Here is an 11332-nt window from a genome sequence, read left to right as displayed (position 1 = left end):
TTATCAATTTGGATTTATATTATAAAACTTCTTATACCAATCAACAAATCTTTTCACACCTTCATTAATATCAATAGTACTTCTATAGCCAAGTTTATTTAATTCACTTGTATCTGCAGAAGTCCGAGGAACATCTCCAGGTTGCATTTCCAAAAATTCAATTTTTGCTTGGATACCTAAATTATCCTCAATCGAATTTATAAAATGCATAAGTGGTTGAGGGGAACCAAACCCAATATTCATAATTTCATAAGGAGAATCTAAGTCTGGAATGTTATTAAATACTATTTCTATTCCATTAATAATATCATCGATATAGGTAAAATCCCGCATCAAATCTCCATTATTAAAAACCTTGATCGATTTACCTTCTAGCATAGCTTTGGTGAATAAAAACATTGCCATGTCTGGTCTTCCCCATGGCCCATATACCGTGAAAAATCTTAAACCAGATGTCGGTAATTTATACAAATGACTGTAAGTGTATGCCATTAACTCATTACTTTTTTTTGATGCAGCATATAAGCTTATTGGATTATCTACTCTATCTTTTATTGAAAATTTTTCACTAGAATTCTCCCCATATACACTGGAACTACTTGCATAAAGTAAGTGCTTGATTTCATGATGCCTGCAACATTCCAAAACATTTAAAAACCCCACAATATTACTATCGATATAAGATTCAGGATTTTCTAAACTATATCGTACTCCAGCTTGAGCTGCAAGATTGACAACCACATCAAATTGCTCGTTCTCAAATAACTTTGGAAGCCCCTTTCTATCTTCAAGGTTCATTCTTATAAAAGAAAAATTAGAAAATTTTGACGAGTTAGTTAGAACTTTGGATTGTTCTGCATTAATCCTTTCTACGCCTAATTCATTAAGTCTTGCATACTTAAGATTCACATCATAATAATCATTTATATTATCCAATCCAACTACTTGATTTCCCTTCTCTAATAGTTTTTTTGAAAGGAAAAACCCAATAAATCCTGCTGCTCCAGTTACTAATATTTTCATAGAAAAATGATTAATTCAATTAAAATTCAGGTTATTAATTATAAACTATAAACCATGGGTTTAAGAGGTTCTCTTTATTATATCCCAATTCTATCTTAGAAGGAAATTGTAAAACCATTCCTTTATTTGCTAAAATCACTCCCTGAGCTGCCGCAGTGTCCCATTCCATGGTTGGAGCGAAGCGAGGATAAATTTGCGACTTTCCTTCAGCTATCAACATAAATTTCAAGGAGGATCCCATAGAGATTACTTCTACTCCTGGGTATTGATCAATAAATTCTTGAGTTTCTGGACTTAAGTGGGAACGGCTGGCAACTATGGTTTTCACTTCAGTATCTTCTTGTTTTTTCAATTGGATTGGATTTTCATTCCCTTCTTGTTTCCAAGCTCCTTCCTCTTGATTACCCCAATACAACCATTCCAAGACTGGAGCATATACTACTCCCATTATTGGCTTTCCTTGATGGATTAAGGCAATATTTACAGTAAACTCACCATTCTTTTTGATAAACTCTTTGGTTCCATCCAAAGGATCTACCATCCAGAAATACTCCCAGTCTTTTCTTACCTTATAAGGAATATCTTTTCCCTCTTCAGATAATATGGGAAGTCCAGTTTCTTCCAGGTATTTGACTATGACCTGATGAGCTGCTTGGTCTGCTTTAGTTAAAGGAGAGTTATCCCCCTTTATTTCAACACCAAAATCAGCAGAATTATAGATTTCTAAAATAGCCTTGCCTGCGGCTAGGGAGGCTTCTTTGGCGAGGGAGGTGAGTTTTTTTATGTTAATCATTGTTTTTAATGCTATTAATTGTCTTTAGTCAATTTCTCGTTGAGTCTTAAAGATTATAACTATGAGACTGAGAGACGGAGAGGCTTTAGGGACTGATGTGAAAAAGAGACTGAGAGACGTAGGGACGAAGAAGATTTAATAGGTCCATTTTTCAGGATATTGCCCCATAATTACCAGCTTACCCAAGATTTGGTTGTATTTATCATCTAAGTCTGATTTACATGCTTCATCTATATATTGACATTTAAAGGCATATAATAACCAAAATGAGTTTCAGCAGCTTCACCTTCGCAATCCACTAATTTTGACACAAAGTATTTCGGGTATTTCCTTTTTCTAAAAGCCTCTGCAAGATTTGCACATACAGATCTTGAACTTCTCCTTATTTGATCTGTCAATGAATATTTTTCATCCTTAGGGAAAGAAATGGATAATTCAAAGATTCTCATGGAGGCATCAAATGCTAATTGAAACACCTGTAAATCCTCATGACTTCGAATCTTAACCACTACTAATTACTTTATTGAAGAATATCTGAATGATTGCCCTTTTTTCTCTTCGTCTCTCTGTCTCTATTTCCCTTGGCCACCTGGTCTTATTGTTTATTCGTTTCTTTTCTTGATTCTAGGATCTAAAATCTTGACTCTTAGATGATCATTCCAGCTCCAACGGTTTCATTGGTATTGGGGTCAATTAAAATGATTGAACCTGTTTGTCTATTCTTGCTATAGGAATCAAAAAAGATTGGGGAGGCTGTACGAATTGAAACTCTAGCAATATCATTCATCCCTATTTCCTGGATGTCTTCTATTCTATGTAAAGTATTCACATCAACTTTGTATTGAATATCTTTCACCATAGCCTGACATTCTTTGGTTGTATGCTTGACAATGAGTTTAGTTCGGTTCTGAAGTGATTTTTGATTCATCCAACAAACCATTACTTCCAAATCTTGCTCAGATTTAGGTTGATTATTTGGTCTGACAATCATATCTCCCCTACTGATATCTATTTCATCTTCTAAAGTCATGGTTACAGACATCGGAGCATAAGCTTCCGCAATTTGCTCTCCATTTAACTCAATGGTTTTCACTTTGGAAGTAAACCCAGATGGCAATATCTTGACTTCATCTCCTGGCTTAAAAATACCACCATCTATTCTTCCAGCATAGCCACGGAAATCTTGGAATTCAAGTGTATGAGGACGGATTACCATTTGAACAGGTAGTCTACAATCAATATGATTAAAGTCTGAGGCAATATGAACATGTTCCAAATGATATAATAAAGTAGAACCTTCGTACCAATCCATATTTTCAGACCTGTCTACCACATTATCTCCCTTTAATGCAGAAATTGGAACAAACTGAACATCCTTTATATCCAACTTACTTGAGAATGCCTCATAATCGGCAACAATTTGATTATAGACTTCTTCCGAATAATCAACTAAATCCATTTTATTCACACAAACCACAACATGAGGAATTTTCAATAGTGATGCGATAAAAGAATGTCTATAAGTTTGTTCTAACAAACCTTTTCTAGCATCTACCAAAATAATAGCCAAGTTGGCAGTAGAAGCTCCTGTCACCATATTTCTAGTATATTGAGTATGACCAGGAGTATCGGCAATAATGAATTTTCTTTTGGGCGTTGCAAAATATCTGTAGGCAACATCAATTGTGATTCCTTGTTCTCTTTCAGACTTAAGCCCGTCAGTTAATAAGGAAAGATCCACATAGTCAAAGCCTTTTTTTTCAGAGGAAGTTTTGACAGCCTCAATTTGATCTTCGAAAATGGATTTGGAATCATATAAAAGTCTTCCAATTAGAGTACTTTTTCCATCATCAACTGATCCTGCAGTCGTAAATCGAAGTAATTGATTATTTTCTTGTATGGACATTTTTTTGAATTCTCTTAGGTTAAGGTGCTGCGAAACTTAAAATATTCAAATTTGTTGTTTTTACAGCCTAATAAATTTGTTACAGTTTTTTATAGAAAATTGGGAATCATTGAAGTCTAAAAATATCCTGCTTTCTTTCTATCCTCCATTGCCGTTTCTCCCCTTTTATCATCAGCTCTGGTACCTCGTTCAGTAGTTCTTGTAGTAGCCACTTCTTCTATAATCAATTCAAGTGTGTCTGCATTAGAAAGGACGGCACCGGTAATTGGCATATCACCACATGTTCTATATCTAACAATCAATTTTTGAATTTCTTCACCTTCTTTCAGCGGTAAAAACTCAGACTTGGCAAGTATCACCTCGTCTCTTACAATGCATTCTCTTTCATGAGAAAAATAAAGGGATGGCAATGCAATATTTTCTTCTTTGATATACTGCCAAACATCCATTTCAGTCCAATTAGAGATTGGGAAAATTCTAAAATGCTCTCCATGATGTTTTCTACCATTGAACAAATTCCATAATTCTGGTCTCTGATTTTTAGGATCCCATTGTCCAAATTCATCCCTATGGGAGAAGAAACGTTCTTTTGCTCTTGCTTTCTCTTCATCTCTTCTTGCACCTCCCATAGCAGCATCAATCTTTAGATCTTCTAGGGTATCTAACAAAGTGACTGTTTGAAGGGCATTTCTACTGGCATTAACACCTGTTTCCTCCCTAACTCTACCTTTATCGATACTTTCCTGAACGGAACCAACCACTAATTGAACACCTAATTCTTCAACCAATGCATCTCTAAATTCCAAAGTTTCAGGAAAATTATGTCCTGTATCAATATGGATTAATGGAAAAGGAATCTTAGCTGGGTAAAATGCTTTTTTTGCCAAATGAGCGAGTAAAATACTGTCTTTTCCTCCTGAAAATAGAAGTGCTGGTCTTTCAAATTGAGAAACAACTTCACGAATAATAAATATTGCTTCGGCTTCCAGCTCTTTAAGATGTGATAAATAATATTGTCCCATTGTTTTAATTTCTGGATTGAACATTTAATGGCTAATACTAGCCGAAATAGTTTGAATTACTTTTTGAACCGAGGAAGTTAGCTCCTCTTTATCAGAATGGATATGTACTGCCGGTTTAATTGGAGCCTCATAAGGAGAATCGATTCCTGTAAAATTCTTAATAATTCCCTTTCTCGCTTTTGCATATAGCCCCTTCACATCCCTTTGCTCACAAACTTCAATTGGGCAATCCACAAAAACTTCCAAAAAATTCTCTTCACCTACAAGGTCAGCAACCATTTTTCTTTCATCCCTAAATGGAGAAATAAAGGCAGAAACTACCAAAAGCCCAGCATCCATCATTAATTTGGCTACCTCGGCAATTCTTCTAATATTTTCAATTCGGTCTTCATCAGAAAACCCTAAATCTTTGTTGAGTCCTGTTCTGATATTATCACCATCTAATAAATAGGTCATATATCCGTACTCAAATAATTGGGATTCTACTGCATTAGCTACGGTAGACTTACCAGAGCCAGATAAACCTGTAAACCAAATTAACTTAGGAGATTGTTTTAATCGGGACTGACGTTGTTTTCTTGAAACCTTAAAAACAGTTGGATGTATGTGGTTTTCCATTTTAGAAATAAAATAGATAAATAAATGTGATTACGATACTTGAATAAATAAAAGTCAGAGGTAGACCAATTTTCGTATAATCCGAAAATTTATAATTTCCAGGTCCCATCACCATCAAATTAGTTTGGTAGCCAATTGGAGTCATAAAATCCGCTGAGGCTGCAAAGGCAATTGACATAAAAAAGGGAGTTAAATCCCCACCATATCCTAGGCCCATTTCATAGGAAACAGGAAACATAATGGAAACTGCAGCTGCATTTGTAATCAATGAGGTAAGACCTAAAGTCATTAAAAATAAGATCCCAATACCCCATATTTCTGAAAGACCATTAAAAATTGAGGAAATTTCTCCAACTAATAAAGATGCTGTCCCTGATTTTTGAATAGCTAATCCAACAGCCAAGGCAGAAACTAATATGATTAATAGATCTAGATCAATTGAAGATTTCAATTGATTTAAGTTAATCACTTTAAACAAGGTCATGATTATGATGCCTAGAAAAGCAGCTAGAAATAAATCAATAAGCCCAAAAATTCCAATCAACAAAATTACAATTGATAAGATACTTGGCAGGCTATTTTTGAAAGAAAGCTCAGTATTGACTTCTCCCGACTTGGAAATTGCAATTAAATCTCTACTTGAATTGAGTTTAGAAAAGTCATTTGAACAAAGTAGAAGAAGCAAATCTCCTTCTTTCAATATTGTTTCTCCCAAATTTCCTTTTACTTTTTCACCTTTTCTATAAACTGAAATAATTGAAGCTTTATATCTATCCCTAAAACCCAATTCTTTAATAGAATTTCCGACTAAAGAAGATCCAGAAGGAATTACAGCTTCGGTCATAGCAGAAAACCCATTGGATAATAAATGCGATGAATCTGGAATCTCCAACCCATTATCATCATTGATCAAATCAAGAATGGATTGGGTATTTCCAGCAAAAAACAATAGATCATCTGCATGAATCAAACGATCTGATGAAACAGCTGCAATATTCCTTTCTCCCCTTTTAATCTCCACCAAGAACAAATCATTTAGATGTCTCAACCCTGCTTCTTCGATAGTCTTTCCAATTATGGGTGAATTTGTCTTTACCCTTGTTTCCACTAAATATTCATTCAACTGCTCCAAGAATGCTTCTTTATTGGCGGTTGTATTGGGTAGTAATTTTTCAGAAAAAATAGCCAAATAGATTATTCCAATTACAGTTACAATTAATCCCAAATACAGGAAGTCATAATATTGAAGAGAATCTAAACCAGATTGCACAATCAGGCCATTCAAAACCAAATTGGTGGATGTCCCAACTATTGTGATCATTCCTCCTAAAATAGTCGCAAATGAAAGTGGTATCAAAAACTTAGATGCTGAATATCCATTTCCTTCTGCCCAGTTCTTTACATACGGAATCATAAATGCAACCACAGGTGTATTATTCAGCATACTGGATAGCCCTGATACCATTAGCATCATTCTCAATCGAAATTGAAAGGGAGTTAAGGATTTCTTGAATAAAGAATAAAAGAAGCCCTTTCCCAGATTTTGCTGAATTCCAGATGTTAAAATCATCAATAAAAAAATGAGGATTATTTGCTTATTGGCTAAGCCAATCAATAAATCATCTATTGTAATTATTTGAAAAATAATAAATACAAAAACCGCTATTGCAAAAGCAAAAGATGGTTTGAGCAGGTTTTTATATAAAGTAATTATCAATCCAATTACTAAAATAAAAGTTAAAAAAATCTGGAGAGTCAAAGTAGCTTTTTAATGAGAATGTAATTTATCTTTTTTACCACACCCGAAAATTGCTTTATTAATCAAAGACGGAAGACCTAAGACAAATTGCAATCTTTTCTTAGCCAACAATATGCTCCCATTGAGCATTAAAGTTTTTCTTAACAATTTCAACATCTGAAGCGACCATCTCACTTACTAGACCTGCTAAATCATATTGAGGCTTCCAGCCTAGTTTGGTTTTAGATTTAGTTGGATCACCCAATAATAAATCCACTTCTGTTGGTCTATAGTATCTTGGATCAACTTGAACTACCACCTTTCCAAGTTCCAATTGGAATTCTGGCTTTGAGCAAGAAACTACTTTTGCAACTTCTTCTTCTCCTTCACCTTCAAATGACAACTCAATTCCTACCTCTTTAAATGCATATCGGACGAAATCTCTAACAGATGTAGTAACTCCAGTAGCTATTACATAATCTTCAGCCACATCTTGCTGCAAGATTCTCCACATAGCTTCTACATAGTCTTTGGCATGTCCCCAGTCACGAAGAGCGTTCATATTACCCAAGTACAAGCAATCTTGCTTACCTAAAGCGATGGCGGCAGTAGCCATGGTGATCTTTCTGGTCACAAAGGTCTCTCCTCTTCGTGGTGATTCATGGTTAAAAAGAATTCCGTTACATGCATACATATTGTAAGCCTCTCTATAGTTTTTCGTAATCCAAAAACCATAAATCTTAGCAACCCCATAAGGGGAACGAGGATAGAATGGAGAATTTTCATCATAAAATCCCTTTTCATTTTTATTTTCTTCCAGGCCACCATAAAGCTCTGAAGTGGAAGCTTGATAGATTCTGGTTTTTTCCATTAACCCTAAAATTCTTACGGCTTCAAGAATTCTTAAGGTTCCCATTCCATCCACATTGGCAACATATTCGGGAGAATCAAAAGAGACTTTCACATGAGACATAGCTCCCAAGTTATAGATCTCATCTGGCTGCACTTCCTGGATAATTCGAATGATATTGGTAGAATCTGTCAAATCACCATAATGCAATTTAAAATTCACGTGCTTTTCATGCTGATCTATATATAGATGGTCGATTCTAGCAGTATTGAAAGAAGAAGCTCTTCTTTTTACACCATGGACCATATAGCCTTTTTCTAAAAGTAGTTCGGCCAAGTAAGAGCCGTCTTGACCAGTAATGCCTGTGATTAGTGCCGTTTTCATAATGTATTGTTAAATGTTAATGGTTAATGGTTAATGGTTAATCAGAATACGATTAACTTATTAACTATTAAACAATAACTATATTTTCACTTCCTTAAAATTCTCTTGATTTTCCAAAAACCATCCATAGGTTTTTTGTATTCCCTCCTCTAGGGATGTTTTAGCTTTCCAGCCTGCTTTATCCATTTTGGAAACATCCATCAATTTCCGAGGAGTACCATCTGGTTTGGAGGAATCCCATTTCAATTCACCTGAATGCCCTACAATCTTTTGAATCAACTCAGCCAGTTGCTTAATAGTCAAATCCGTTCCTGTTCCTACATTGTACAAATTATCCTGAAACTCGTTTTCCAAAGCAAAAACTACAGCTTCAGCCAAATCCTCTACATATAAAAACTCTCGCATGGGTGTTCCAGATCCCCAAAGTTCTACTGGAGTATTTCCATTTTGTTTAGCATCATGAAACTTCCGGATCATAGCAGGAAGCACATGAGAAGTTTTTAAATCAAAATTATCAAAAGGGCCATATAAATTGGTAGGCATCAAAGAGATGTAATCCTTTCCAAATTGCTTTCTAATAGCCTCACAAGCTTTTACTCCAGTGATCTTGGCTACAGCATACCATTCATTGGTCGGTTCCAAAGGACCTGTTAACAAATATTCCTCCTTCAAAGGCTGTGGCGCCAGTTTAGGATAAATACAAGAAGAGCCTAGGAATATAAACTTCTCAACATCTGCTTGGAGAGAGGTATTGATCAGATTATTTTGAATCTGCATATTCTCCATCAAAAACTGATAAGGATAGGTATTGTTTGCTAAAATCCCTCCTACTCTAGCTGCAGCATCAATTACTACTTCTGGTTTTTCATTTTTAAAAAATTCCTTAACTGCAACCTGATTTTTCAAATCCAATTCCTTAGAAGATTTGCCGATTAAATTCGAATAGCCCTTTTCTTCCAAAGCTCTCCAAATAGCCGAACCCACCATTCCTTTATGACCCGCTATATAAATTTTTCTATTTCTATCCATATTTAATTAAATCAAAAAACTAGACTAATTCTGGCTTTTCTTTTTCAAGGCGTTCGTAGACTTTTTTGACATCTTGAGCATGTTCTTTTTGAAGAACCAAAATCGCATCCTTCGTTTGTATCAATAAGGTATTTGATAAACCTGTGAACTCAGTATGAACATCAGTCCCAATTACCATATTCCCACAGTCGTCTTTTGGGTAGCCTTTTGTTTCAAAGTATTCATAAATAGATTCAAAAGAACCCATATCTGACCATTCAAACTCAGAAGGAACAACCTTGATCTTTTTTGTCTTTTCCATCACTGCATAATCAACAGAAATAGAAGGAATTTTCATTGAAAGATCATAATCCAATTTCCCTTCAGTAGCATTTTCAAAGGCGATTTTTGAAGCTTCAAAGACCTGAGGTTCTAACCTTTCTAATTCATCCAGAAATACTCCCGCTTGAAAGCAAAACATACCTGAGTTCCAAAAGAAATTTCCTTGACTTAAAAATTCCTTAGCTTTTTCTAGACTAGGCTTCTCGTGAAAAGCTAAAACATTTTCTCCATCTGACTCAATGTAGCCAAAGCCTGTTTCTGGCTTTGAAGGCTTCAATCCAAATGTTACAACATTGCCTTCACGTGCTAATTGAATCCCCCTTTGAATTGCAGATGCATATTTTTCATTGGATTCAATCAGATGATCCGAGGGAGTCACAAATAGAATATCTTCTTTTTCGCAAGACAATGCGGCAAAGGCAATGGCAGCAGCAGTATTTCTTGGACAGGCTTCGATAATTTCCAAGAAATCCTCTAATCCACTTTCTTGAATATCTTTCCTCGACAATTGATAATTCCCCGAATTCCCAACCACTAAAACTGTGTCACAAAACTTGCGATTCCTGTTTACCGTTTTTTGAAAAAGCGTCTCTCCTTCAAAAATTGGAAGATATTGCTTTGGTCTTGCTTTCCTGGATAATGGCCAGAGTCTAGACCCCACCCCCCCAGAAAGTATTACGTTAACAATAGTCATAAAAAAAGATTGAAAATTTTACAGCTTCGCCCTTTCAGTCCCATAAAGAAAAAAAGAAATAGGTGAGGGAAATTTAAATAGACTATGTCTTTGAATTTAACTCCTCGATTCTCCCTAATTTCTGATTCTCAGTATAGTCTTAGCTTAGAAAATTGGTTAATAAAGATTTCGACTTAAAACTGTCAAAATTTGAAAAAAAGAAATAAAAACAGCGCAAATAATAAATTATTGACAGTTTTATAGCCCTTTTTCTGATGTAAATATAATCAACTGAGTAGTTTTAGTACTCATTTTTTATCCAAATTTTTAAAGGATTTTTCATATACATTTTAATGTATTTCAATTAAAAAATTGGCTTTTTCATTTAATCAAAACCCTTTATTTCTGAATAAGAAAAAAGCTTCCAAAATTGACTATGCCCAAAATTTTCAGCATATAAAATAGAGTCCTTTGAGCCTTGAATTTTTAAGCCTTTCATAGCATCGACTTTGTCACCAATTTGGATTTTAAATGAGTCCTTTAACATCTCGAAATCTTTTCCAAAGTCATAAATTCTTAAAAAGGTAGCAAAAAGTATATCTCCAGAATAAAACTCATACAAACTCGAAGCCTTTTGAGAATCAGCCTTTACAAATCTGTAGGCTTTCATGTTTTTATCATTTTGCTTCCAGGAAACACTAACTGAAGGTTCTAATTCTCCATGATTAAACTGCCCATCCCTTTGGAAACTTTCCGAATTCTCATTTAAAATTAAATCCGTGGAATCGATTTTAAATGAAGCCTCTTGAATCATAGAAATAGGATCAAAAAAAACCGGTTTCCCAGAATACCTATACTCCATAGGAATCCCCTTTACCAACTTCCTTTTGATCTTATATCCTATTAAAAACTTTGAGATTAATGATATCGCATCCATATCATATCAAATACAAAAACAAAACCTATTCAATCCTC

General features: G+C 34.8%; 11 protein-coding genes. All 11 read right to left on the bottom strand.

Annotated elements, in window-relative coordinates; all coding sequences use genetic code 11:
• Positions 1-3: 3 nt before the first annotated feature.
• The 11 genes from BUF13_RS00230 to BUF13_RS00180 all read right to left on the bottom strand — a co-directional run bounded on the left by BUF13_RS00230 (position 4) and on the right by BUF13_RS00180 (position 11294).
• Positions 4-1023 carry an NAD-dependent epimerase/dehydratase family protein gene (locus BUF13_RS00230; RefSeq protein WP_073569748.1) on the bottom strand — a complete coding sequence of 340 codons (1020 nt, stop codon included), beginning with the start codon at positions 1021-1023 and terminating at the stop codon, positions 4-6.
• Positions 1024-1057: 34 nt separating this feature from the next.
• Positions 1058-1816 (bottom strand): 3'(2'),5'-bisphosphate nucleotidase CysQ, encoded by a 759-nt coding sequence (gene cysQ, locus BUF13_RS00225; protein ID WP_170865134.1) that lies wholly within the window; start codon positions 1814-1816, stop codon positions 1058-1060.
• 230 nt (positions 1817-2046) lie between these two features.
• Positions 2047-2325: a four helix bundle protein gene (locus tag BUF13_RS00220; protein WP_208327352.1), complete on the bottom strand. Its 279-nt coding sequence runs from the start codon at positions 2323-2325 to the stop codon at positions 2047-2049.
• A 137-nt stretch (positions 2326-2462) separates the two neighbouring features.
• Entirely contained in the window at positions 2463-3722 is a 1260-nt protein-coding gene (gene cysN / locus BUF13_RS00215) for a sulfate adenylyltransferase subunit CysN (protein WP_073569747.1), read from the bottom strand.
• A gap of 116 nt (positions 3723-3838) precedes the next feature.
• Positions 3839-4744, bottom strand: coding sequence for a sulfate adenylyltransferase subunit CysD (cysD, locus tag BUF13_RS00210; protein ID WP_073570782.1), 906 nt, complete (start codon positions 4742-4744; stop codon positions 3839-3841).
• A gap of 24 nt (positions 4745-4768) precedes the next feature.
• Positions 4769-5362 carry an adenylyl-sulfate kinase gene (gene cysC / locus BUF13_RS00205; RefSeq protein WP_073569746.1) on the bottom strand — a complete coding sequence of 198 codons (594 nt, stop codon included), beginning with the start codon at positions 5360-5362 and terminating at the stop codon, positions 4769-4771.
• Between the two features lies 1 nt (position 5363).
• Positions 5364-7079 carry an SLC13 family permease gene (locus BUF13_RS00200; protein ID WP_243839672.1) on the bottom strand — a complete coding sequence of 572 codons (1716 nt, stop codon included), beginning with the start codon at positions 7077-7079 and terminating at the stop codon, positions 5364-5366.
• A gap of 142 nt (positions 7080-7221) precedes the next feature.
• The gene (gene gmd, locus BUF13_RS00195; RefSeq protein ID WP_073569745.1) at positions 7222-8334 is read right to left on the bottom strand and encodes a GDP-mannose 4,6-dehydratase; all 1113 of its coding nucleotides are present in this window, start codon (positions 8332-8334) and stop codon (positions 7222-7224) included.
• A gap of 78 nt (positions 8335-8412) precedes the next feature.
• Positions 8413-9363, bottom strand: a complete 951-nt coding sequence (locus BUF13_RS00190) for a GDP-L-fucose synthase family protein (RefSeq protein ID WP_073569744.1) — start codon at positions 9361-9363, stop codon at positions 8413-8415.
• 19 nt (positions 9364-9382) lie between these two features.
• Entirely contained in the window at positions 9383-10378 is a 996-nt protein-coding gene (locus BUF13_RS00185; RefSeq protein WP_073569743.1) for a mannose-1-phosphate guanylyltransferase, read from the bottom strand.
• Positions 10379-10742: 364 nt separating this feature from the next.
• A complete protein-coding gene (locus BUF13_RS00180) occupies positions 10743-11294 on the bottom strand; it encodes a hypothetical protein (protein WP_073569742.1) in 552 nt (183 codons plus the stop codon).
• Between the last annotated feature and the right edge of the window lie 38 nt (positions 11295-11332).

The sequence above is a fragment of the Algoriphagus zhangzhouensis genome (genome assembly GCF_900148515.1).
GTDB lineage: Bacteria > Bacteroidota > Bacteroidia > Cytophagales > Cyclobacteriaceae > Algoriphagus > Algoriphagus zhangzhouensis.
This window is presented reverse-complemented; position numbering and strand designations above follow the sequence as displayed.

What these genes read in the sequence shown, in the direction of transcription:
- BUF13_RS00230 (WP_073569748.1), bottom strand. Translation starts at nt 1,023, where the DNA reads ATGAAAATATTAGTAACTGGAGCAGCAGGATTTATTGGGTTTTTCCTT.
- cysQ (WP_170865134.1), bottom strand. Translation starts at nt 1,816, where the DNA reads ATGATTAACATAAAAAAACTCACCTCCCTCGCCAAAGAAGCCTCCCTA.
- cysN (WP_073569747.1), bottom strand. Translation starts at nt 3,722, where the DNA reads ATGTCCATACAAGAAAATAATCAATTACTTCGATTTACGACTGCAGGA.
- cysD (WP_073570782.1), bottom strand. Translation starts at nt 4,744, where the DNA reads ATGGGACAATATTATTTATCACATCTTAAAGAGCTGGAAGCCGAAGCA.
- cysC (WP_073569746.1), bottom strand. Translation starts at nt 5,362, where the DNA reads ATGGAAAACCACATACATCCAACTGTTTTTAAGGTTTCAAGAAAACAA.
- gmd (WP_073569745.1), bottom strand. Translation starts at nt 8,334, where the DNA reads ATGAAAACGGCACTAATCACAGGCATTACTGGTCAAGACGGCTCTTAC.
- BUF13_RS00190 (WP_073569744.1), bottom strand. Translation starts at nt 9,363, where the DNA reads ATGGATAGAAATAGAAAAATTTATATAGCGGGTCATAAAGGAATGGTG.
- BUF13_RS00185 (WP_073569743.1), bottom strand. Translation starts at nt 10,378, where the DNA reads ATGACTATTGTTAACGTAATACTTTCTGGGGGGGTGGGGTCTAGACTC.
- BUF13_RS00180 (WP_073569742.1), bottom strand. Translation starts at nt 11,294, where the DNA reads ATGGATGCGATATCATTAATCTCAAAGTTTTTAATAGGATATAAGATC.